This is a genomic window from Nonomuraea sp. NPDC050202 (genome assembly GCF_040656115.1).
Taxonomy (GTDB): Bacteria; Actinomycetota; Actinomycetes; order Streptosporangiales; family Streptosporangiaceae; genus Nonomuraea.
Genome location: NZ_JBFALF010000029.1, coordinates 65574 through 89540 on the forward strand (window position 1 = coordinate 65574; position 23967 = coordinate 89540).

Consider the following 23967-nt stretch of genomic DNA (forward strand, 5'->3'; position numbering starts at 1 on the left):
TACGAGAACCAGACTCGCCATCGGCGGCGATCGCCGCCAGAAACAACTAACACCGGCGCATTGTGATGTTCGTCATTTCTGGTGATCGATATTTCCTGATGGGAGCCGCTGCGCGCGATGCGCGAAATCTCGCATCTCTCTCTGGGACTCGCGAGCCATGTCAAGCATGCGGCTCAGCTCTTTCTTGATGACCTCGGCGTCGCCCTCCATGTTGGCGGCGACCCTGCGGCCCTGCTCGGCGATGGCGTCCAGCCGGCTGCCGAGGATGCCCTCCAGTTCGAGCATCGCCCGCGCGCGCTGCGCCGCCACCTGAACCCTGGCCAGCTCGGCCCTGGTGGTGTAGAGAACCCGCGCCGTCTCCGCGAAGTGCGTCAGGCCGGCCAGGGGAATGGCCGCCACGGTGACGGACAGCATCCAGGACAGCCCTCCAGGGAGGTCGTCGCCGAGCGCCATCGCCTTGGCCGTCTCGCCGGCGGCCACGAGCAGGAACGCCGGGAGCGCGTACGGCCTGGGCAGCAGCCCCAGCGCCATCGCGGCGAGGAAGACGCCCGAGGCGGCCCACCACTCGCCCAGGAGCGGCAGCGGCAGATAGACCAGGAGCGCCATGATCCCCACGGCCCACCGGTGCCAGCGCCCGCGCGGGCCGGTGCAGCCGGTCGCGATGTAGACGGCGAGGACCGCGACCGCCAGGCCGGGGCCCACGATGCTGGTGAGGAGCGGGGTCTCGAAGTAGTAGACGAACGTGGGAATGATCAGATAAAGGGCGAATGCCACGATCGCCGCGCGGCCGAGCCGCACTTCCAGTGGCGCCCGAGCCGCCACCTTCGTACCGGGAACACCTGTCTCGGCCACAAGCGGATCATGACAACCCATCTGGGCGAAGGCAACGCATCGCCGATGGCTTTTCTCATTGCTCGCCCATTCGCGGCTTTTCGCACCGTCGGCGATCCGGCGCCGTTAACCCGGTGATCTGGAGCCGTCAACCCGGCGATCCGGACGAGACACCTGGTGGCGGCGATCCCGGGGAGACACCCGGTGGCGGCGGGCCACCGGGTGCCACGGCGAAGGTCCCGAGGGCGCGCCGCGGGCCGGACCGCGCCGACCGCCGACCGCGCCCCCGGGACGCGGTCACTCCGTGACGCTCGCGCCACAGCCGAAGGTGGCGGCGGTGAAGGCGCAGCCACCGATGGTGCTGACCGAGCTGGCCGAGCCCATGCAGCCGTCGGCCGGAGCCTCGACACCGGCCGCGACCTCGAGCTCCTCGATGCTGAACTCGCCGGCGGGCTTGGGGGGCAGCGGCGGCGTGGCCACGCCCTCCGGGTAGACGATGCCGTACTCGGCCAGCATCGTGCGAGGCTCACTGCCGTAACGGTTCTTCACCTCGTCCGCCGACCACGCGGCGGCGATCAGCCTGGCGAACTTCTTGCGGTCCTCGTCACCGAGAATGTAGAGGCTTTCGGCCATCGGGCCCACTCTCCTTCCGCCCCGGCTCACAGCCGAGATCCGATGGGAGTGGCAGCGGGCATCTGGACTGCTCGCTGCCCCTTGTCGCAGCTCAAGCCTCGCCCGCGGCGCCGTCCGCCGGTAGAAACAACTAACACGAACCGCCTGTGATAACTGTCATGTGACATTTGCCCCCCGCCCCGATCGGGACGGGGGGCCAGCGGCGACCTTCAAGCGCTTTCAGAGGGTGAGCCGGCGAAGGTCGGTGATCTCCAGGGCCGTGGTGGCCGCTTCCATGCGGGCCAAGGGGTCGGCGTCGGCGAGAGTGCCGAACGACAGCCGGGTGAGGTCTTCGATGCGCCGGATCGGGACCTGGTAGGTCTTGTAGGCGCCGTAGGAGAACTCCGCGGGGACGGCTTCCAGACCGGCGACGAGGTGGTCCTGGCTGAGCAGGTAGCCGGTGGCCGACAGCTCGTTGTTCTGCTTGACCATCGCCACGACCTTCCAATACTGGCGGGGCAGCTGGACGCCTCGGTAGGGGTCGTCGTCGGCCGCCAGGACCGGGCCGGTGAAGACGGTGGCCTTCAGGTCGCGGGTGTCGGCGTTGTCCAGGATGTAGTCCTCCAGGCCGGCCCAGGTCGTCTGGTTCTGGTTGAAGTCCTTGTGCTGCGGGGTGCAGTTGGTGAAGTGGAAGGTGTCGTCGTTGCCGGACTTGGCCACCGCGTGGCTGGCTCCCCACGCGGGGTCGAGGCGGCGGACCAGGTGGCCGCGGTCCAGGGGGTTGTCGCGGTAGACCTCCTCCCCGGTCTGTTCGCTGTCGGGGAGGCGAGGGTCGAAGATCCAGCGGTCGGGGTCGCGGCGGATGCGCAGGCTGGTCTCGCCGTCGATGTTGACCGCGGTGAAGAAGGCCAGCCGCCGTTGCCGGTTCATCACCACGCTGAAGTGGTGGTAGTTCAGCACGTACGCCGGCCCGTCACCGGCCTGCCGGTTGATGGCCGCCAGCGGGACGAGCTCGGGATGCAGGGTGGGCAGCGGCACCCGATGCGCGCCCGGCAGGAAATCCGGGTCGTAGCCGCGGCGACCGGCATAGTCCGGATCGATCTGGATCGCCTCCGGCGCTGCCGCGACCGGGCCGTTCCCGGCGACCGGCCCGCGGAGCCGGATGTCGAAGGGGGCCGTCAGGGTGAGCGTCAGCGGCAGCTGCCCGTCGGCCGGCCGCTCCATCGCCGGCTCCACGGGCTCGGCCTGCCGGGTGAGCGAGCGGTCGGCGGGAACGGGCGGGGCAGGCGAAAGGCTGACGCGTTCGGTGAACAACCGGTCGAGCAGGGCCTGCTGGGCCGGCGGGAACGGCTGGCGGTGCAGGAAGGCCAGCAGGCTGCTGACCCGTACCCCTTCGTTGATGAAGCCGCCGTACTGGTCGTGCTCGGGGGCGGGGACGCCGGCGTGGTGCAGGGCCACGATCTCCCACTGGTCGTTGAAGACGGGGGAGCCGGAGGAGCCGGGTTCGGTGTCGGTCTGGTAGTGCAGGAACGATTCCAGGATGTCGACGATCCGGTTCTCCCGGAGGGCGACCTGTTTCTTCTCTCCGCCCGGATGCTGGATGATCGTGACGAAGTCGCCGATGATGACCTTGCCCTCGGACGCCACCAGCGGATTGAACCCGAACGGGGCCAGCTCACCCGGGGTGGCCTTCACCGCCACCAGCGCGAAGTCCAGCTCTCGGTCGGCGAAGAAGAACCGGCCCGGATCCAGGGAGAACCCCTGCAGCGGCAGCGGCCGCCCGTCCATGCCGTCCTGGTAGTCGAACTCGACGCCGCTGCGGCCGGCCGTGCCGGCATCGGCGAGCACGTGGTGGTTGGTGAGCAGCAGGTCCGGGGAGACCAGCGATCCGGTGCCGTAGCCGGCCAGCCGCCCTCGGGGGTCACGGACGACCACCCGCCCGACCGCTCGTGCCGCCGCCGCCCCGCCTTCCAGGTAGCCGACAGGGAGCAGGTCATCGGTTTGGATGATCCGCTCCAGCACCGCCACCGCCGCTGTCACGGCTGCCGGGTCCGCCGCGGTGATCGCTGCGGGGTCGATGGGGTGGATGTCCCGGTAGTGGTGGCTGAGCCGATCGATGCGGGTGGCCACCCGTACCGGCTCATCGGCCCGGGCGATCCCGCCCGGCTCGGCGAGCAGGGCGGCCGTCCGCCGGCGCTGCTCACTTCTGGTGGCCACCCGCGCCGCCACCTCTTCCCGCAGCCCGGCGGGCGCTCTTTCGACCGTGGTCATGCCCTGTCCTCATTCCCCCGATATCCGGCCAGCCCATCGCTTTCCTGGCATGGGGGCGTATTCCCCGACAGAGAGCATGTAAGTCTCCCTCGACCCTCTGACCTGCATATTTGTGGGAAACTTCGCCGGTCCGAGACGGCACTGGGGGAGAGCGCCGTGGCGGCCGGGCGATGGTCGTCCAGGAGCCTCGCGCGAGCCGGGGTCCTGGCCTTCTGCGCGCGAGAGCGCGATCACTCCACAGGTGATCAGGCTGCTCCGGTCAGCGGCTCAGGGCGGGCGGCCACACAGCGTATTCTCGGGTCGGTCCCGTCAGGTGCGCCGGATGTGCGGGTGGCCGGAGGACCGGTCAGCCGGGAGAGGCGGAGCGCATCGCCAGGGCGTAGACGCCGCGCAGCTCCTCGGCTGGGACGGGCGGAACGACCTGCTGGGCGCCGACCAGGATCAGGTAGAGGAGCATGGCCATGCGCTCGGCCTCCTCCGGCCTGCCGCCGAGTTCCAGCCACAGCGTGCGCAGGTAGTCCACACGCATGCCGTCGACGCGTTCCTGGAACGCGCGGACGCCGGCGTCCTGCCGGGCCCAGGCGCGTACGGCAGTCTCCAGGTCGCGGCTGCCCGCATGTGCCTCCAGCACCAGGTCGAGGAGGCGCTGGATCTTGTCGTGGCCGCTCGCGCCCGCGGCCTCCGCGTCGGCGATGAAGCGGCCGGTGTGCTCGGCCTCGATGTGCGCGAGCAGGTCGGACTTGTAGCCGCGGATGCCCTTGAAGTGGTGGTAGAAGGAGCCCTTGGTGAGGCCGAGGCCGGCGCACAGCCGTTCGATCGTCAGTGCTCGGATGCCGTCCCGCGTCGCGATGGCGAGCCCGGCCTCCAGCCAGTCACGCTTGGACACCATGGCCATACCGTACCAGATGGTATACCCCGCGATCGGGCCATACCATTAGGTACGGTATGGTCGGCGGCACGACATCACGGCCACCGGCCGGCAGAACTGGGAGGCATCCCGTGAACACGCTGACCCGCTGGGTCCCCCGACTGATCATCATCACCGCGCTGCTGCACTTCGTGTGGGCCTTCGTCCAGCCCAACGCCTGGGCCGCCATCGCCGGCGACGGCTTCTGGCGCACCGTCGTCGACACCGAGGCCGGCGACTACTTCGCCCGCGAGGCCAGCGTCTGGTTCCTGGTCTCCGGCGTCACCCTCCTCGCCATGGGCACTCTCGCCCGGCACGTCATCCGTACGACGGGCCGCCTGCCCGCCCAGCTCGGGTGGTACCTGGTGGTCATCGGCATACCGTTGTGCGTGTTCTACTTCCCCGTCACGGGCGGCTGGCCCGTCGTGGCCATCGGCGTGCTGGCCCTGCTGGCCGCGCGCCGGCCGGTCAAGGCCGGTGAGGCCGTCGAGACCGTCGAGGCATGACCCATGAGCACCCTCGTCAAGATCGTCGTTGTGCTGTCCGCGGCGTCGATGCTGGTCACCGGCGTCTGGGCGCGGGTCGATCCGGCGGGCTTCGCCGCCTGGGCCGGCTGGCCGAACCACGTGCACTTCCTGCATGACGCCGGGGTGTTCCAGATCGGCATCGGGCTGATGCTGGTGTGCGCGCTGCGGTGGCGTGACGCCGTCACGCTGGTGCTGGCGGGGTTCGTGGTCACGAACACCTTCCACGCGGTCAACCACGCGACCGACCTCGGCCTCGGCGGCCGCGCCTCCGATCCCTGGCTGCTGCTGGCGTTCTCCCTGGTGGGGCTGGCGGGGCTGGTGGCCAGGCTGCGCGTACTGTCCGGCCGCCGCGCCCGCCCGGCGGGCGAGGGGGTGAGGGCGTGAACGTTCTGCTCGCCGGCGCGACCGGCACGCTGGGCTCGGTCCTGGTACGCCGGCTGCTCGCCGCCGGTCACCGGGTGTGCGGCATCACGCGATCCGCCGCCGGCGCCCGGCGGCTCGCCGGCGCGGGCGCCACCGCCGTGGTCGCGGACGTGATGGACCGTGACGCGCTCCTGAGCGCGGTCGACGGCGTGCGGGCGGACGCCGTCGTGCACCAGGCCACCGCGATCACCGGTCTCCCGCTCTTCCACCGCGCTCTGTACGCCACCGACGCCCTGCGCGAGCGCGGCACCGCGCACCTCGTCGAGGCCGCCGGGCTCGTCGGCGCCGGCACGTTCCTCACGCAGTCGTTCTTCCTGGGGTACGGCTACCGCGACCACGGCGAGGACCCGGTGACCGAGGACCGCCCCTTCGCCGCACCCGGCCAGGGCGCCTTCGAGCCGCACATGCGCTCGATGCGCGCCAACGAGGAGCAGGTCTTCGCGATCGGCGGCATCTCCCTGCGCTACGGCATGTTCTACGGCCCGGAGCCGACCACGGCGAAGCTGATGGAGATGGCCAGGAAGCGGATGCTTCCCGTCCCCCGTCCCGCGGGCACCGTCTCGCTGATCCACATCGAGGACGCCGCGTCCGCCACGGTGGCGGCGCTGGTGGGCGGCAGGCCGGGCCGGGCGTACAACGTCGCCGACGACCATCCGGTCCGGTTCGACGAGTACGTCAAGGCGCTGGCGAGGGCGGCCGGCGCTCCCGTCCCGCCGGCGGTGCCCGGCCGGCTGCTGCGGGTCACGCCGTACATGCACGCCCTCATGGTGGGGACCCGGCTGCGGCTGAGCACCCGCCTGGCCAAGAGCGAGCTCGGCTGGACGCCCGCCTACCCGTCCTACCGGGAAGGGCTGGCCCTTTCATGAGGGGATGCCCGGAGCGTTCAGCGTCCTCTGCGCAGGTAGGCGCGGAGCGACAGCGGGACGAAGATCGCCAGCAGCGCGGCCGACCAGAGCAGGACGGCGGTCACCGGATGCGCGAGTGGCCAGGCCACGTCTCCGGCCGGGGCGCCCGGGTTGCCGAACAGCTCCCGTGAGGCGGCGGTGAGGGCGCTCACCGGGTTCCAGTCGGCCAGGAAGCGCAGCCAGCCCGGCATGCCGCCGGTCGGGACGAACGCGTTCGACAACATCGTGAACGGCAGGCCCAGCGGCACCATCGCGTCGGCGACCTGGTCGTTCTTCACCGCCAGGCCCACATAGACGCCCACCCAGCTCAGCGCGTACCGCAGCACGATCATCAGCAGGAACGCCTGGGCCGTGGGGATCAGGCCGCGGTGCGGCTGCCAGCCCACGAGCAGGCCCGTGCCCACCATGATGGCCAGCATCAGCAGGCCGGTCAGCAGGTCGGCGCCGGTCTGCCCGAACGGCACCGCCAAGCGCGCCATCGGCATGGAGCGGAACCGGTCCATCACGCCGCGGGAGGCGTCGGCGGCCATCCGCGTCATGACGCCCAGCCACGCGGAGAAGGTCACCATCGCGAACAGGCCGGGCATGAGGTACTCGCGGTAGTCGCCGCCGTCCGGCACCTGGATGGCGCTGCCGAAGACGTAGCCGAACAGCAGCACCATGACGGCCGGGAAGATCAGCGCGGTGATGATCTGCCCGGGCTCCTGCCGCAGCCGTCCCAGCTCGCGGCCGACCAGGGTCAGCCCGTCGGTGAGGGTCCAGCGCAGGCGGCCGAGCGGGGAGGTGAGCGCGGTCATCGGACGGTCTCCTTGCGGTCGGTGAGGCGCAGGAACACCTCGTCGAGGGTGGGACGGCGCAGGCTCACGTCGGCGGCGGCGACGCCGGCGTGGTCGAGCTCGCGCACGATGTCGGCGAGGCGGAGGCCGGTGCCGGGCAGGGTGACGCTGAGCCGGTCGGCGCCGGTGGTCGTGGGTCCGGTGCCGGTCAGGGCGTTCAGGACGGTCGCCGCCGCAGGCAGTGCGGCGGGGTCTTCGAGGGTGACGTCGAGGCGGTCGCCGATCGTGGCCTTGAGCTCGTCGGGCGTGCCCGTGGCGATCACCTGGCCGTGGTCGACGACCGCGACGGCGTCGGCCAGGTGGTCGGCCTCGTCCAGGTACTGCGTGGTGAGCAGCACGGTGGTGCCGTCGGCCACCAGCTCGCGGATGCTGTCCCAGATCTCGCCGCGGCTGCGCGGGTCCAGGCCGGTGGTGGGCTCGTCCAGGAAGAGCACCTCGGGGCGCAGGATGAGACAGGTGATCAGGTCGAGGCGGCGCCGCATGCCGCCGGAGTAGCCGGCGACCTGGCGGTCGGCGGCGTCCATCAGGCCGAAGCGGTCGAGCAGCTCGTCGGCCCGCTGGTGCGCCCGGCGCCGGGGCAGGTGCGAGAGGCGCCCGAACATGCGCAGGTTGCCGCGGCCGGTGAGCTTCTCGTCCACGGCGGCGTACTGGCCCGCGAGCCCGATTCGCTCGCGCACCTCGCCCGCCTCGCGGACGACGTCGTACCCGGCGACGCGGGCGTGCCCGGCGTCGGGCACGGACAGGGTCGCCAGGATGCGCACCGCGGTCGTCTTTCCCGCGCCGTTCGGCCCGAGCACGCCGCAGACCGTTCCCTTCGGGACGTTCAGGTCCAGGCCTCGCAGGGCGTGGGTGGAGCCGAAGGACTTGTGCAGCCCCTCGGCGACCACGATCGGATCGGTCACGATTCCTCCACTGGGTACGTTGTACGCGGTTGTGGCGGCCAGGCTAGATCACTGGGTACCATGTACGCAACTGGAGGGGGTGGAACAGTGACCGATGCCGAGTACGTGAACATCTGGATGCGACCCGAGCGCCCCGCCCGCGGGCCCAAGCCGGCCTACAGCCGCGCCCAGATCACCGAGGCGGCCGTCCGGATCGCCGATGCCGAGGGGCTGGAGGCCGCCACCATGCGGCGGATCGCCGCCGAGATCGGCGCCGGTGCGATGTCCCTCTACCGGTACGTCCCGAGCCGCGACAACCTGATCGAGCTCATGGCCGACCGGCTGATGGGCGAGATAGACGTCACGGACATGCCCTCGGGTGACTGGCGTGCCGACCTGACCCGCTACGCCGACGGGCTGCGGGCCATGTGGCTGAGGCACCCGTGGATCGCCACCGTGCAGCGGTCACTCCCCAGCTTCGGCCCCAACCAGCTGCTCCTGATCGAACGGCTGATGGGAGTGCTCGACGCCTTCGTCTCCATCGACGAGAACCTCGGCTTCGTGGCCATGCTGAACGGCTACGTCGAGGGCACCGTCCGGGAGGAGGTCAGCTCGGCCGAGGAGTTGCGCCGCAGCGGGCTCAGCGAGCCGGAGTGGATGGCGCGCAGCCACCCGTACGTCGACCAGCTGGTGAAGAGCGGGAAGTACCCGATCTTCACCAAGATCGTGACGGAGGCGCGCCGGCCGCACCTGAGCCGCGAGGACCAGTTCCGGCACGGGCTGAAGCACGTCCTCGACTACATCGCCACAGCCCTCCCGCCAACGGCCGGGTCCGCGATGCCGGCAAGCCGCGAGGGGCGGGAAGGGCAGGACGGGCCGGCGCAAGGCTCGTAGCCGGCCATCCCGGAGCCGCCTGGCCCGCTCGCCGGCCGCAAGTCGGATGCCGGGTTCCGACGGTGGCGCACGAGCAGGCGGCGATCGTGCCGCAAGGGCGACTCTAGGGTTCGCCCTATTCGATGGTGAGACCTCCCACCAGCGCGTCCTTCTGCAGCGCGGCCGTGGTGGCGTCGGGGTCCAGCACTTCGGCCGCCAGGTGGACGCCGGCCGGCACGGAACCGGACGACACCGCCCGGGTGGCCAGCGCCATCACCACCCCGCTCAGCGCGTAGGAGTCCACAGCCGTGAGCAGCACCCTGGTGGGTCCTGGCGGGGTGCCCGGACGGGGGCGCGCGGTGAAGAGCATGACGTAGAAGGCGCCGAAGTCGGCATGGTCACGCAGGGAAGCGCGCACCACGGTCTGCGCGTGTGGCGCCAGTGTCTCGGGGCGGGCGTCCGGCGCCTCGGCCCACGTCGCGGCGAGGGCTTCGGGGAGGCGGTTGGAGACGAAGACGTTGTAGGAGCGCACTTCGCCGGCCCCGGTGTCGGTGGCCAGGGTCTGGGCCTCGGTGGTGAGGTACGGCCAGGCGTGCACGGGCACCGGGAAGCCCGGCAGCCGCACCTGGTGCAGCGGGGCCAGCGTGTTGGGGGCCACCCGGCCGTCCCGCCAGGCCGCCATCGGCTCGCCGAACCTCGGCCCCCTGGTCAGCAGCGCGTCCACCGCGGACAGCGGGGTGAAGACAGCGGCTCCGCCCACGTACACGTCGAGGCGGCGCAACGGGCGTCCCTTGGCCAGCAGCCGGGGCAGCAGGCCGGAAAGGCCGGGCATGACCCCGGCGGAGAACACCGCGATCCGGTCACCGGCGACGTCGCCGCCGGTGAGCGCATCCTTGGCGGCCAGCTCGCCGCCGATGTCGACGTAGTCGGCGCCGGCGGCGAAGGCGGCACGGGCGACCGTGTCCAGCACCTGGTACGTGGGCCCCGCGCAGTTGACCACGATCCGGCACCCGTCGCAGAAGGCAGCCAGCTCGGCGGGGTCGTTCAGGTCCACCCGGACCGCGTGCGCGGGGGCGGTGAGCGAGGCCGCGAGGTCCGCGGCCCCCGTCACGTTCCTGCCGCCGACGCGCAGCGGTCCGAGGCCGTAGGCGGCGATGCGCTGCGCGGCCGTGCGGCCGACCGCGCCGGTGGCGCCCAGGATCCCGATCACCGCTGGTCACCGAGGCGGGCGCGGACGACGGCGGCCACCCCCGCCACCGTGGAGTCGGCCAGGAACTCGCGCACGGGCACGGACCCGCCGACCTCCTTGGCGAGCCGCACGACCGCCCGCACCGCGAGCAGGGAGTCCCCGCCGAGGCCGAAGAAGTCGGCGGCCCGGTCGAGCACCGGCACCTCGAGGAGCTCCTCGAACACGTCGGCGACGGCCTGCTCCAGGTCGTCGGCCGGTGGCCCCTCCCGGTGGCGGACGGCCGGCTCGGGCAGCAGGCCGAGCCGCAAGCCGCCGACGGACCCAGGATCCACGGCGTCGGGCAACCCTGGCACCCGGTCCCAGCCGCTCCCGTCGGCGAGGGCGTCGACCAGCGCGACGAACTCCGCGAACGCAGCCGTCACCTGATCGGTCTCGAACAGCTCCTCGACCAGGGAGAAGACCGCCACCATCTCCGGGCCCAGCTCGAAGCAGCGCACCTCGATCGCCACCTGCGGCGTGCGCAGCTGGTGGAAGTAGTCGGCGGCGATCACCCGGCCCAGCGGCCCCGCCTCCTCCGGCGGCCCGCCCCCCATGGCCGCGTCCACCCCGAGCACGCTCTGGAACACGACCGGCCCGACCGGCCGCCAGCTCCCGCGGCGGCGGGCCACCTCGCGCCCGACCTCGACACCGGTGATCAGGTTGTGGGCGGCGTGCTCGCCGGACGTCGCCTGCACGGCGGTGGCGAGCCCGGCGAACGTGGCCCTGGGGTCCAGGTCGAGGGGGAGCAGCATGGTCGCGGCGAAGGCGCCCACCACGCGCTGCACCTCGGGGTGGATCGGCAGGCGGTTGAGCTGGAGCGAGTTCAGCAACATCCGGCGGTGCCCGGCCCAGCGCGCCAGCACCACGCCGAACGCCGTCAGCATGGCGGTGGACGGGGTCACGCCCCGGTCGGTGCACTGCCGCCGCAGCGCCGCCCAGCTCCCGGCGCTCCAGCGGTGTTCGCGGTTGCCCATGGTGACCGGCCGCACCTCCTGCGGGTCGGCGGCCAGCGGCAGCGCCGGCGGTCCCGGCAGCGTGTCGAGCCGGGACCACCACCAGTCCCGGTCGGCCTGCCAGGCCTCGGTGGCGGGCAGGTCGGCGAGCGAGGTGACGTAGTCGCCGAAATGGATGTCCAGGGGCGGCAGGGCGGCGTTCCAGTCGGCGGCGAAGGTGAGCAGGTCGCGGCTGAGCACGCTGGACGACCAGCCGTCGAAGATCAGCAGGCTCAGGCCGAGGTGCAGCCGGCCCTCGTCCCCGGGCAGCAGCGTGAGCCGGACGTCGATGCCGGGGCCGCTGGTGGGGTCCGGGCCGCTGGTGCTCATCTCCTGCCGCACGTCGCCGAGCGCGGTGGCGATCTCGTCCGGGCCCGCCTCGCGCAGGTCGTACACGCGGACCCGGGGCACCGCGCCGGGTGCGTCGGCGGGCAGGACGTGCTGGCGGCCGTCGGGGGTCACCCGGGCCCGCAGCGTGGGCTGGTGCGCGGCGAGCCGTTCGACCGCGTCCGCCAGCGCGTCGGCGGCCTCGTCGCCGTCCACGCCGGTCAGCGCGTAGTCCAGGTAGTAGTGGGCCGAGTCGTAGGACAGCTCCCAGCCGTCCTGCTGGCCGACGAAGTAGCCCTGCTGGAGGGGGAGCAGGGGGAACTCGGCGTGCGGGTCCGGCCGCGGCGTGACGGTGAGCGGTAGCGCCCGCGACGCGGGGCCGTCGCCGGAGGTGTGCCGGCGTACGAGCTCGGCGAGGTCGCCCAGCGTGGTCTCGACCCGCACGTCCGACAGGGCGAGCGCGACGCCGAGCCGCTTGCGGACCAGTGCCGACATGCGGACCGCCAGCACCGAGTCCCCGCCCAGGCGCAGGAACCCGACATCGTGCGGGATCTCGCCGGGCGGCAGGCCGAGCAGCTCCGACCAGATCTCGGCCAGCTCCTTCATACGTGCACTCCCATCGTCGGGTGAACAGTCGGGTGAACAGCAGGGTGAACAGCAGGGTGAACAGTCGGGTGATCAGCGGGTGGCGACGAGCAGGCGCTGCGACAGCGCGGCCAGCGGGTCCCCGGGACGGGGCAGGTCCACCTCGACCCGCAGCCCGGCGCCTTCCAGCGCGCTCAGCCATTCCTCGCGGCTCAGGTACGTGCGGGTGGTGCCGGCCCGGCCGTCGAGCCGGCGCGGCGGCCCGTCCTGCGTGGACAGCGCGAACGGCATCGAGGTGAGCGACTGGGGGTGCTCGCGGACGGTCTCGATGAGCAGCACCCGCCCGCCGGGGGCCAGCAACGCGGCGGTCTGGCCGAGCAGGCGGCCGACGTGCGGGGCGTTGTGCGCCATGGTCGCCGCGACGATCAGGTCCAGCTCGCCTGCCTGGCGCGGCAGGTCGTGGGCGATGTCGAGCAGGGCGTAGCGCAGGAAGCCGGCGTCGAACCGGCGGCGCGCGGTGTCGAGGAAGAACGGCGACAGGTCGGTGAACAGGTAGAACTCGACCGGTCTGCCCGCCAGCACCGGCAGCAGGTCCGCGGTGGTGGCACCGATGCCGGCGCCCAGCTCCAGGATCCGCAGCGGCCGGGTGGCACGCTCGGCCAGCTCCCTGAGCACCTCGGCCGCGGCGGCGTTGAGGTAGCGGCTGATCAGGTTGCCGCGGTAGACGGCCTCGGCGGTGCCGGGCTCGCCGTCCGGGTAGAGCAGCGCCTGCACGCCGACCTCGTCGCGCAGCAGGGAGGGCAGCAGCCGCAGCGAGCGCAGCATCAGCTCGGCCAGCTCGGCCGGGTAGCCGAGCGCCAGCCGCGCGGCTTCCATGCGGGTGCGGGCGGCGGCCAGCTCCGCGCGCCGGGGGACGTGCAGGTCGTGGTAGCGGCCCTCGGCGTTCCTGTGGACCAGGCCGGCCTCGTGGAGCGCGGCCAGCCAGTGGCCGGCGATCCAGCGGTGCCGGGGTGCGGCTCCGAGGTCGCTCGCGATCGCGTCGGTCTCCTGCGCCGCGCCCCGGCCCAGCCTGGTGCGCCGGTGCAGGCCGGCCGCGATGCCCAGCAGGATCAGCCGGTCCAGGTCGTGGACGGCTTCGGCCGCGCCGGCCAGGTCGGCGCCGGTGACGGCGACGGCGGCGTGCCCGGCGCCGTCGGCACGGTCGTTCAGGGGCGACATGAGGCGAGATCGTACGAAATAACGGTAATCATTTTCAAGATCTAGACAAACGGGCCAAGTTGTGTAGCAATGAAAACCGTTTCCATTGCCATGCTTGGGGAAGGGGTCACCCTTGAGTTCCGCCACCGTCGAAGAAGTGCTCGCCTGCCTGGCCGACGTACTGGAACTCCGGCCCTCGGACCTGGACCCCGACGTCCCGCTCACCGCCTTGGGGCTGGAGTCCTTCACGGCCGTGCGCCTGCGACGGCGCCTGCTGGAGGAGTCCGGGCTGGAACTCCCGCTGACGGCCTTCCTCGGGTCCGCGACCGCGCGGACGGTGGCCGCCGGGATCGTCCCGGACGAGCCCGCCGAGGGCGGGGAGTCCTTCCCGCTGACTCCCATCCAGACCGCCTACCTGGTCGGCCGGGATCCCGCGTTCCCGCTCGGGGGAGTGGCGACCTTCTACTACTTCGAGTACGACCGCGTGCCCCAGAGCCCTCAGGAGGAGGACCTCGACCGTTTGCAGAGCGCGTGGAACCGGCTCGTCCGGCGGCATCCGATGCTGCGCATGGTCGTGGGCGCCGACGCCAGGCAGACAGTGCTCGACCAGGTGCCCGACTACGCCATCACCCGCACTGACCTGCGTGCTGAAAGCCCGGAACGGGTGGAGCAGGCGTTGGAGGCGTTGCGTGCGCAGTGCTCGCACCAGGTGCTGCCCGCCGACCGGTGGCCGCTGTTCGACCTGCGGGCGGCGTTGCTGCCGGACGGCCGTACCCGGTTGTTCGTCGGCGTGGACGTGCTGGCCCTGGACCTCATGAGCTGGATGCGGCTGATGAGGGAGTGGGGCCGGTACACGGCCGATCCGGGCCTGGAGCTGCCCCCGCCGCCCCTCGGCTTCGCCGACCTCGTACGGCGCCGGCTGGAGGATCCGGCCGAGCTGCGGCGCCGCGAGATGGACTCCGCCTACTGGGCCCGCCGCGCACCCGTCCTGCCGGACGGTCCCGCCCTGCCCTGGACCCGCGGTCCTGCCGGGTTCAGCGGCCACCGCCTCGTCAGGCACGCAGCGGAGCTGCCCGCCGAGGAGTGGGCGCAGCTTCGCAAGCAGGGCGCGGCGCACGGGCTGAGCCCCACCGGCCTGCTGCTGGCCGCCTTCGGCCTGGTGCTGCAGCGCTGGGGCGCCCGCGACCCCTTCTGCCTCAACACCACCCTCTTCGACCGCGACGACCTCGCCCTCGGCGACGACACCCCGGGCCTGGACAGCATCGTCGGCGACTTCACCAGCACCGTCCTGGTGGAGATCCCCGTCGCCGACCCCGGCCGCTGGTACGGCTTCGCCGGCTACGCCGCGGCGGTCAACCGCCAGTTCTGGGCCGATCTCGACCACCGGGCCGTCTCCGGCATGGAGGCGCTGCGTGCCGCGATCGAGTCGGGGGAGCGCCCCCGGGTGACCGACGAAGCCACGGGCCTGCCCGTGCCCACCCACACCGTGGTCTTCACCAGCGGCGTCGGCCTGGCAGGGCCGGGGGAGCCGCCTGCCGCCTGGCTCGGCACCGAGGTCTTCGGCGTCTCGCAGACGCCCCAGGTGATGCTGGACCACATCGTCTGGGACGAGGACGGCAGGCTGCGCATCGCGTGGGACGCCGTGGACGGCGCGCTGCCCGCCGGGTTCGTCGACGGCATGCTGGCCGCGCACGTCCGCCTCCTGCGGCGGCTGGCCACCGAGCCGGAGTTGTGGACCGACCCGGCGCTCGGCTGGGACCCGTCGTTCCTCCCCGACGAGGAGGTGGCGGGCGGGGCGTTCGGCGGGGCCGGTCCACTTCTGGACGACCCGCTGCGCGCCGCCGCCGGACGGGCCCCCTCCGCGCCCGCCCTGCTCGACCTGACCCGCGAGGTGACAGCGCAGGACCTGGCCGGGCGAGCCCTCCAGACCGGCCGCGCGCTGGCCGCGCTCGGGATCGGGCCGGGCGATCTGGTGGCGGTCGTGGCGGACAAGGGCATCGCCCAGGTCACCGCCCTGCTCGGAGTTCTGGCCGGCGGAGCCGGGTACGTGCCCGTCGAGCCCTCCTGGCCCGCCGGCCGGGTGGCCTCGCTGAGCGAGCAGGCCTCGATCCGGACGGCGCTGCTCGCGCCGGAGGCCGACGACACAGCCTGGCCGGAGCACGTCAGCGTGCACCGGCTCGACGCCGACGGCGTGCTCCGGCTCCCGGGCCCGGACGAGGCCGAGCCCCGGCGGCCCGCGCCGGACGACCTCGCCTACGCGATCTTCACGTCGGGCTCGACCGGGCGGCCCAAGGGCGTGGCCATCGAGCACCGTGCTGCCCGCACCACCCTCGACGACCTCGACGAGCGTTTCCCCCTCGGCCCGGACGACCGGGTGCTCGCCCTGTCGGCGTACAGCTTCGACCTGTCGGTCTACGACATCTTCTCGGTGCTCGGCTCCGGAGGCGCCGTCGTCCTGCCCGAGGCCCACCGCCAGCGCGACCCCGGCCACTGGCTGGAGCTGATGGCCCGCCACCGCGTCACCGTGTGGAACACCGCTCCCGCCCTGCTGGAGATGCTGGTGGAATACGCCGAGCTGGAGCCGGAGACGGTGCGCGAGGCGCTGTCCACGCTGCGGCTGGTGTTCCTGTCGGCCGACTGGATCCCGGTCACGCTGCCCGGCCGCCTGAGGGCGCTGGCCCCCGGCGCCGAGGTCGTCAGCCTGGGCGGGGCGACCGAGGCGTCGATCTGGTCGATCTGCCACCCCATCAGGGAGGTCGATCCGTCCTGGCCGAGCATCCCGTACGGCCGGGCGCTGCACGGCCAGTCCTTCCACATCCTCGACGAGCACGGCCGGCCCTGCCCGGTGGGCGAGCCCGGCGAGCTGCACATCGGCGGCGACGGGCTGGCCCGCGGCTACGTCGGTGATCCCGGGCAGACCGCCGAGCGGTTCATCACGCACCCGATCCTGCGCCGCCGCCTCTACCGCACCGGCGACCTCGGCCGCTGGCGGTACGACGGGACGATCGAGTTCCTCGGCCGGCTGGACCGGCAGGTCAAGATCCGGGGCCACCGGATCGAGCTGGGCGAGATCGAGGCGACGCTCGATCGGCTCCCCGCCGTACGGCAGGCGGTGGCCCGCGCGGTGCCCGGGCCCGACGACCGGCCCAGACTGGTCTGCCACGTGGTGCCCGCCGATCCCGCGGCGCCGCCGTCGGACGACGAGCTGGTCGAGGCCCTGCGGGCGAGCCTGCCCGGCTTCATGGTGCCCAACCGGTTCCTGATCACGGACACCTTGCCGATCACCGACAACGGCAAGATCGACTACAAGGCGCTCGCCAACCCCTACCGGTCGTCCGGGAGCCCGGCCGAGGCCGAGGGCGAGGGCGAGGCCGAGGACGTCGTGCCCGGTGACGAGCTCCGTGCGCAGGCGCCTCCCACGACAGCGCCGCAGGCGACGGCGATCAGCACCACGGTCACCCGCGGGCTGCGCCTCAGCCTCACCGTGTCGCCCGACGGGGTGATGGAGCTCGTCGTCGAGGGTGCCGCCGACGGGCCGCCCGCCCGTGACCCCGCCACCCCGCCCGCCCGTGACCTCGCCACCCCGCCGCCACCCGCCACGCCCGGCGCCGGCCCGCAGCCCGCCTCCCGCCAGGAACCGCCGCCCGCTGCCCCGGCCACGCTGCAGGCGGGGCCGGATCCACAGGTGGAGCGGGCCGTGGCCAGGGTTTTCAGCGAGCTGCTCAAGACGCCGGTCGAGGTGAGCACCCCCTTCTTCCGGCTGGGAGCGTCATCCCTGACCATGGTGCTCGCCCACCGCACCCTCAGAGCCGAGCTCGACGAGGGGCTGACGGTGGTGGACATGTTCGCCCGGCCCACGGTCCGGGAGCTCGCCACCTTCATCACCGCCCGCAGGCAGGCATCCGGCGCCGCCGCCCCGGCACCGCGGGAGAACCCGCCGCCGGTACACGCCGCCCCCGCCCTGCGGGAAGGCCCGCCGCCGGTAGACACCGCGCAGCCACCGCGGGAAAGCCCATCGCTGGCATCCTCTGACCAGGCCGCCGCCCGCCGCGCGGCTCGGGCGCGTGCGGCGGAGCTCGCCGGATGAGCGCCGCGCAGCATCGGATCGCCGTCGTCGGCCTGGCCTGCCGCTTCCCCGGCGCGCCTGACGCCGAAGCGTACTGGGAGCTGCTGCGGGACGGCCGTGACGGGCTGACCAGGTTCACCGACGACGAGCTGGCCGCACGGGGCGTGCCGGAGAGACTGCGGGCGCATCCGGGCTTCGTCCCGGTCGGCGGGCTCATCGAGGGCCAGGCCGACTTCGACCCCGAGCCGTTCGGGTTCAGCGACGCCGAGGCGGCCCTGCTCGACCCCCAGCACCGCCTGTTCCTCGAATGCGCCTGGCACGCGCTGGAACACGCCGGTCACGGCGGCGGGCGCGGGGCCGGCGCGGTCGGCGTCTTCGCCGGCGCCATGCAGAGCGCCTACCTGGCGAGCAACCTCGCCGGCCGGTGGGACCCCACCGGCGCGGGACGGGACCCGCTCGGCAGCCTGCAGACGGCGATCTCCACCCAGGCCGACTACCTGCCGCTGCAGACGGCCTACCGGCTGAACCTGACGGGACCCGCGGTGGCGGTGGCGTCGAGCTGCTCGACCTCGCTGGTCGCCGTGCACCTGGCCGCGCAGTCGCTGCTGTCCGGCGAGTGCGACACCGCGCTCGCGGGCGGAGTGTCGCTGATCGTGCCGCAGGGCCAGGGTTACGTGCACGTCGCCGGCGGCGTGTACGCGGCGGACGGGACGATCAGGCCGTTCAGCGCGGACGGCACCGGCATCGTCTACACCCAGGGCGTGGGCGTGGTGGTGCTGCGCCGCCTGGACGACGCGCTGGCCGACGGCGACCCGGTGCTCGCCGTGCTGCACGGCTCGGCGGTGAACAACGACGGAGCCGGCAAGGCAGGGTTCACCGCGCCGTCCATGCGCGGCCAGGCCCGGGCCGTGGCCGAAGCGCTCGCGGTGGCCGGCGCGTCGCCGCACGAGATCGGGCTCGTCGAGGCGCACGGCACCGCCACCGCGCTCGGCGATCCCATCGAGGTGGCCGCGCTGCGGCGGGTGTTCGGCGACACCGGACCGGCCTGGTGCGGGCTCGGCTCGGTGAAGGGCAACATCGGCCACGCCAACTCGGCCGCCGGCATCGCCTCGTTCATCAAGGCCGTCCTGGCGGTGCGGCATCGGGTGCTGCCCGCGTCGCTGCGCGCTCACCCGCTCAACCCGCTGCTCGGCCTGGAAGGCTCGCCGTTCGAGGTGATCGCCCAGACCCGGGACTGGGACACGCCTTCCCTGGCAGGGGTCAGCTCGTTCGGCATCGGCGGCACCAACTGCCACGCGGTGCTCGGGCCGGCCCCGCACCGCCCGCCCGTCCCCGCCGACCGGCGGCCCCAGCTGCTGGCCGTCTCGGCCGCCACCCCTGAGGCGGCAGCCGCCACCGCCCGCGCCGTCGCCTCCCGGCCCGCACCCGACACGGCCGATCTCGCCTACACGCTGGCCGCGGGGCGTGCCGAGCTGGCCTACCGGGTGGCGGGCGTGGGCCAGGCCGGGCTGGCCGCGGCGACGCCGGTCAAGGCGGCCGGCACCGCCCCGCGCCTGGTCTTCGCCTTCCCCGGCGCGGGAAGCGCGTACCCCGGGATGGGCGGCCGGCTCTACCGGGACGAGCCCGTCTTCGCCCAGGCCGTGGACGAGTGCGCGGAGCTGCTGCGCCCGCGGCTCGGCGCCGACGTTCGCGACGTCATGGATCCGGCGATCGCCGAGACCCGCGTCCGCGACGCCGGCTTCGGGCTGCCGGCCGTCTTCGCCGTGTCGTACGGGGTGGCCCGGCTGCTGGCGTCATGGGGCATCGTGCCCGACGCCCTCGTCGGGCACAGCCTGGGCGAGTGCACGGCCGCGGCCGTGAGCGGCGCGCTGCCCCTCTCCGAAGCCGCCAGGCTGGTCGCCGCCCGGTGCGCCGCCGCGGCCAGGGCCGCCGCCGGCGGCTCGATGCTCGCGGTGCCGCTCGGCGAGGACGAGGTACACGAGCTGCTGTCCCACCACCCCGGCCTCAACCTGGCCGCAGTCAACGCCCCCGCCGCGTGCGTGGTGTCCGGGCCCGCCGCGGCCATCGGCCGGCTGGCGGACGAGCTGCGCGGGCGCCACATCACGGGCACGAGGCTGCGGGTGGACGCCGCGATGCACTCCCGCCTGATGGAGCCGGAGCTGCCCGGCCTGGGCGCGGCGCTGGCCGGGCTGACGGGCGCAGCTCCCACCGTGCCCGTGTTCAGCACGGTCACCGGCGCCTCGATCGGCGCCGAGCTGGCGGACGCCGGTCACTGGACGCGGCAGCTGCGCGAGCCCGTACGGTTCGCGCAGGCCTTGCGGGCGGCACTCGGCCCCGAGGAGGAGACCCTGCTCCTGGAGGCCGGGCCGGGAAGCGCCCTGTCCGCCCTCGCCCGCAGGAACGCCCTGCCCGGCGTGCGGTCGGTCGTGACCACGCTGCTGCCGGACGAGCCGGAGCCGGCGAGCCTGCGGGAGGCCGCCGGCACGCTGTGGGCCCATGGCCGGCCGGTGGACCTGGCCGCGCTGCCCGCGGCCGGCCGGCGGCGGGTGCACGCGCCAGGGTATGCCTTCCAGCGCCGCCGCCTGTGGATCGACCCGCCTTCCTCGGGCACGCCATCGGAGATCGATGCGGACGAGCCGCTGCAGGTCCCGGTCTGGAGCCAGCTCCTGCCCGGCGACCCGGCCCCGATCCCGGCCGGGCGCTGGGCGGTGATCGGCACCGGCGCGCTGGCGGACGAGCTGCGTGACCGCCTGCAAGCGGCCGATCCCACGGCTCCCTTGGCCGCGCTGGTCGCGGTGGCGACCAGGGACGGCGACGCCGCGTCCGCCGAGCCGGACGCCGCTGCCGTCTCCGCAGCCGTGCTGGCCTTCGGCGAGGTCGCCGCCGCGGCAGCAGAGCAGCCCGGCTCGCCGTCCCTGCTGCTGGTCACCCGGCACGGCGAGCGGGTGGGCGGCGATCCGCCGCCCGATCCGGCGCAGGCGGCCGTCCGCGTGCTCCCGCGGGTGCTGGGCCAGGAGCAGCCCGGCCTGCGGTGGGCCACGCTCGACCTGGGCGCGCCGGCCGACCCCGCCGACGAGGCGGGCGCCGTGCTGCGTGAGCTCGGCGCTCTCGCGGGCGGGGCAGGCTCGGGGACGGAGATCGCCCTGCGGGGCGCGACCAGGTGGCGACGCCGCCTGGAGCCGTGGACCCCGCCCGGTGCCGCGGACGGCGCCGCACCGCCCGGCACCGTGCTGATCACCGGCGGTCTCGGGGCGGTCGGCCGGCTGTTCGCACGTCACCTCGCCGCCCGCGGGCACCGGGTGGTCGTCACCTCGCGTACGGCGGATCGCCGGGGAGCCGCCCTCGCCGAGACCGGGGTGGACGTGCGGGCCTGCGACGCCACCGATCCCGAGGCGACCGCGGCCCTGATCGGGGAGCTCTCCGCCGGCGGGCCGATCGAGCTGGTCGTCCACGCGGCCGGCGTGGTCGCGGGGGCGAGGCTGGACCCGCTGCGAGCGCTCGACGCCGAGCAGGCCACCGAGCACGTACGGGCCAAGGCCGGGGGAGTGCTCACACTCGCCGGCGCGATCGCCGCGCTGCCGGCGGAGCGCCGTCCCCGGACGGTACTGCTCATGTCCTCGGTCACCACGCTGGTCGGCGGCGTCGGGATGGGCCCCTACGCGGCCGCCAACGCCGCGATGGACGCGCTCGGCCTCGCCGCGCCCGGCCCCACCCGGTGGGTCAGCGCGGTCTGGGACGGCTGGCGGGTGGCCGAGGACGGCACCGAGGCCACCGTCGTCCTCGCCGGTGCGCTCGACGCCGCCACCGGCACCAAGGCGCTGGACCGGCTGCTGGCCGCGCGCGAGACCGGGACGCTGCCCCCGATCGTGTCGGTCGCCGCCACCGCTCTCGACCCGCGCATCGCCGAGGCGGCCAAGCCCAGGACGATCGCGGCCACCGGCGGCGACGCGGCGCGCCTTTCCCCGGCCGAGCGGGTGGTGGCCGAGTTGTGGTCGGAGCTGTTCGGCGTCCCGGTGAGCGATCCCGACGCCGACTTCTTCGCGCTCGGCGGCCACTCCCTGCTGGGTGTGCGGATGCTGGCCGCGCTGGGCGAGCGCTTCGGCGTACGGCCGGGCATGCGGGACCTGCTGGCCGTGCCCACCGTGGCGGGGATCGCCAAGCTGGTCGAGTCGGCGGGTGCCGGGCCGGCCCCGGAGGTCACGCCGGAGGAGGACGTCCTCGACGGCGACGGCACCTTCGCGATGACCCGGGTCCAGCACGCCTACTGGATCGGCAGGGACGGCGGCTACCAGTGGGGAGACCTGCCCTGCCGCTTCTACCTCGAGTACGACTGCCAAGGCCTGGACCTCGCCCGTTTCGAGGAGGCGTGGAACCAGGTCGTGGCCCGCCACCCCATGCTGCGCGCCGTGGCCACGCCCGAGGGGCGGCTGCGCGTGCTGGACGACCTGCCGCGCTACCGGATCCGGGCGCACGACCTGACCACGATGACGCAGGAGCGCCGGGAACAGCGGCTGGCCGTCCTGCGGGAGAGGCTGTCCTCCAGGCCCGGCCCGCCCGACCGCTGGCCGCTGGCGCAGATCCAGGCGGCCCGGCTGCCCGGAGGCGTGGTCAGGCTGTTCATCGGGGTGGACGTGCTCATCTGCGACGCCGCCAGCTGGTGGATCATCGAGTCCGAGCTGCACGCCCGCTACACCAGCCCTGACGTCCCGCTGCCGCCGCTGGACCTGCACCCTGCGGCCTGCGCCGCGGCCCTGGAGCGGCGGGGCGACGACCGGGCCGCGAGCTACTGGCGTGAGCGCCTCGGCACGCTCCCCGGCCCGCCCCGCCTGCCGGTCCGCGAACCGGACGGGACGCCGCCGAGGTTCGTACGCCGCTCCGCACGGCTGGGCCGCGAGGAATGGGCGGCGTTCCGGGAGGCCGCCGCCCGGCACCGGGTCACTCCGGCGGCGGCGCTGCTGACCGTCTACGCCGACGTCCTGGCCCGCTGGTCGGGGTCGGCCGGGTTCTGCGTGACGCTGACCCTCTTCGACCGCCCGGCCATCCATCCGCACGTCAACCGGGTCGTCGGCGACTTCACCTCCCTGCTGCTGCACGAGGTCCCCGCCGAGCCCGCCGCCGTCCTCGCCGACCGGGCCGCCGCCACGCAGGCGAGGATGTTCGACGATCTCGACCACCGCGGCTTCTCCGCACTGGACGTGCTCGCCGAGCAGGCTGCCAGGACGGGAGAGGTACGGCCGGTGCCCGTGGTGTTCACCAGCGCGCTCGGCATCACGGACCTGGTGGACGGCGGCGGCCACCTGGAGTGGGCGGGCGAGCAGGTGTACGCGCTCTCGCAGACCCCGCAGACCTGGCTCGACCACCAGGTGCTCGAACACGACGGCGAGCTGCGGCTGCAATGGGACGCGCTGGACGGTGTCCTGCCCGGCGACGAGCTGGAGGCGGCGATCGCCGAGCACGTGGCGCGGGTGCGCGAGCTGGCCGGATCGCCCGCCGCCTGGACCCGGCCCGAACCTGGTCACGCCGTGGCGCCACGGCCGCCCGGCGACGGCGTTCCCCCCTCTGGCCGCGCCGCGTCGTCACCCGGCGATGCCGCACCGTCCCCGGTCCAGGCGAGCCCCGCGCGGGACATCGTGCTGCCGCTGCGCGCCGAGCCGGGCGGAGCGGCCCGCCCCACCCTGTACCTGGCCCACCCGTCGGGCGGTGACGTGCTGTGCTACGCCGAGCTGTCCCGGCTGCTGGATCCCCGCGTGGACGTCGTGGCGCTCGCCGACCCCGAGCTGGCGGGCGCGTACGGGCCGGGGCCGGAGACCGTCGAGGGCATCGCCGAGCAGTACGTGCGGGCGATCGACGCCTCCGGCGGCCCGGGGACGGGCCCCTGGCTGCTGGGCGGCTGGTCGATGGGCGGCACCGTGGCCCAGGAGATGGCCCGGCACCTGCACGCCGGCGGCCGGCACACCGCGCTGCTGGCGCTGCTCGACTCCAACGACCCCGCGCTCATCCGTGAGGTTCCCGGCCGCGACGCCGCCGAGGTCGAATGGCAGGTGACGGTCCGGCACCTGCACGCCCTGGAGGCGTACCTCGGCATCGACCTGAGCATCGGTGACGTGCCGGCGGAGCGGCGGATGACCGCGGTCGCCGACCGGCTGCGCGAGCACCGGCTGCTCGGCCGCGGCGAGGACCTGGCGGGGCGGGTGGCCGTGTTCGCCAGGCACCTGCGCGCGCTGGCCGCCCACGCCCCCCGGCGGCTGGCCGACCCGGACACGGCCACGCTGCTGATCCGGGCGGAGCGGCCCTCACCCCGCAACTCGGGTATCGGGATGGGCGTCGACGACACCCCGCCAGGCAGGCCCGACCTCGGCTGGGGACGCTACCTGGCCGGGCCCGTCGAGGCCACCGGCGTCGACGCCCACCACTACGGCCTGCTGCACCCTCCTGTGCTGCCCGCCGTGGCCCGGCTGATCAACGCCGCGCTCGACAGGGCGCTGGCGCGACTTCGAGAAAGGTAA

General features: G+C 73.8%; 15 protein-coding genes. 6 read left to right on the forward strand and 9 right to left on the reverse strand.

The features are described from left to right. Positions 1 to 72: 72 nt before the first annotated feature. From AB0I79_RS46290 to AB0I79_RS46305, 4 genes are all read right to left on the reverse strand, one after another. Positions 73 to 852 (reverse strand): hypothetical protein, encoded by a 780-nt coding sequence (locus AB0I79_RS46290; RefSeq protein ID WP_357887665.1) that lies wholly within the window; start codon positions 850 to 852, stop codon positions 73 to 75. Positions 853 to 1128: 276 nt separating this feature from the next. Continuing rightward, on the reverse strand, positions 1129 to 1464 hold the full coding sequence (locus tag AB0I79_RS46295; RefSeq protein ID WP_357887668.1) for a hypothetical protein: 336 nt from the start codon (positions 1462 to 1464) through the stop codon (positions 1129 to 1131). A 219-nt stretch (positions 1465 to 1683) separates the two neighbouring features. Continuing rightward, on the reverse strand, positions 1684 to 3714 hold the full coding sequence (locus AB0I79_RS46300) for a DNA/RNA non-specific endonuclease (protein WP_357887671.1): 2031 nt from the start codon (positions 3712 to 3714) through the stop codon (positions 1684 to 1686). 346 nt (positions 3715 to 4060) lie between these two features. Further along, the gene (locus AB0I79_RS46305) at positions 4061 to 4603 is read right to left on the reverse strand and encodes a TetR/AcrR family transcriptional regulator (RefSeq protein ID WP_357887674.1); all 543 of its coding nucleotides are present in this window, start codon (positions 4601 to 4603) and stop codon (positions 4061 to 4063) included. Between the two features lie 110 nt (positions 4604 to 4713). Between AB0I79_RS46305 and AB0I79_RS46310 the strand changes: the two genes are divergently transcribed. From AB0I79_RS46310 to AB0I79_RS46320, 3 genes are read left to right on the forward strand one after another with little or no spacing between them, the layout of a single operon-like run. Next, entirely contained in the window at positions 4714 to 5127 is a 414-nt protein-coding gene (locus tag AB0I79_RS46310) for a DUF6463 family protein (protein WP_357887677.1), read from the forward strand. Between the two features lie 3 nt (positions 5128 to 5130). Beyond that, complete coding sequence (locus tag AB0I79_RS46315; protein ID WP_357887680.1) at positions 5131 to 5532, forward strand: hypothetical protein; 402 nt, start codon at positions 5131 to 5133, stop codon at positions 5530 to 5532. Then, entirely contained in the window at positions 5529 to 6437 is a 909-nt protein-coding gene (locus tag AB0I79_RS46320) for an NAD(P)-dependent oxidoreductase (protein WP_357887683.1), read from the forward strand. The genes AB0I79_RS46315 and AB0I79_RS46320 overlap by 4 nt, the downstream gene beginning before the upstream one ends. A 17-nt stretch (positions 6438 to 6454) precedes the next feature. Here AB0I79_RS46320 and AB0I79_RS46325 read toward each other — a convergent pair whose 3' ends face one another. Together AB0I79_RS46325 and AB0I79_RS46330 are read right to left on the reverse strand one after the other, a co-directional pair. Further along, positions 6455 to 7273: an ABC transporter permease gene (locus AB0I79_RS46325; RefSeq protein ID WP_357887686.1), complete on the reverse strand. Its 819-nt coding sequence runs from the start codon at positions 7271 to 7273 to the stop codon at positions 6455 to 6457. Then, positions 7270 to 8214: an ATP-binding cassette domain-containing protein gene (locus tag AB0I79_RS46330; RefSeq protein WP_357887689.1), complete on the reverse strand. Its 945-nt coding sequence runs from the start codon at positions 8212 to 8214 to the stop codon at positions 7270 to 7272. The genes AB0I79_RS46325 and AB0I79_RS46330 overlap by 4 nt, the downstream gene beginning before the upstream one ends. Positions 8215 to 8301: 87 nt before the next feature. On the opposite strand from AB0I79_RS46330, the gene AB0I79_RS46335 reads away from it, so the two are divergent. Further along, complete coding sequence (locus AB0I79_RS46335; protein WP_357887692.1) at positions 8302 to 9087, forward strand: TetR/AcrR family transcriptional regulator; 786 nt, start codon at positions 8302 to 8304, stop codon at positions 9085 to 9087. Between the two features lie 115 nt (positions 9088 to 9202). On the opposite strand, the gene AB0I79_RS46340 is transcribed toward AB0I79_RS46335, so the two are convergent. The 3 genes from AB0I79_RS46340 to AB0I79_RS46350 all read right to left on the reverse strand — a co-directional run bounded on the left by AB0I79_RS46340 (position 9203) and on the right by AB0I79_RS46350 (position 13416). Beyond that, complete coding sequence (locus AB0I79_RS46340) at positions 9203 to 10276, reverse strand: saccharopine dehydrogenase NADP-binding domain-containing protein (protein ID WP_357887695.1); 1074 nt, start codon at positions 10274 to 10276, stop codon at positions 9203 to 9205. Further along, entirely contained in the window at positions 10273 to 12219 is a 1947-nt protein-coding gene (locus tag AB0I79_RS46345; protein ID WP_357887698.1) for a phosphopantetheine-binding protein, read from the reverse strand. Before AB0I79_RS46345 ends, AB0I79_RS46340 begins: the two co-directional genes overlap by 4 nt. Before the next feature lie 72 nt (positions 12220 to 12291). After that, complete coding sequence (locus AB0I79_RS46350; RefSeq protein ID WP_357887701.1) at positions 12292 to 13416, reverse strand: class I SAM-dependent methyltransferase; 1125 nt, start codon at positions 13414 to 13416, stop codon at positions 12292 to 12294. A 112-nt stretch (positions 13417 to 13528) separates the two neighbouring features. Here AB0I79_RS46350 and AB0I79_RS46355 point away from each other — a divergent pair, with 112 nt between their 5' ends. Then, positions 13529 to 17482, forward strand: a complete 3954-nt coding sequence (locus AB0I79_RS46355) for an amino acid adenylation domain-containing protein (protein WP_357887704.1) — start codon at positions 13529 to 13531, stop codon at positions 17480 to 17482. Then, positions 17479 to 23967 carry an SDR family NAD(P)-dependent oxidoreductase gene (locus AB0I79_RS46360; protein WP_357887707.1) on the forward strand — a complete coding sequence of 2163 codons (6489 nt, stop codon included), beginning with the start codon at positions 17479 to 17481 and terminating at the stop codon, positions 23965 to 23967. Before AB0I79_RS46355 ends, AB0I79_RS46360 begins: the two co-directional genes overlap by 4 nt.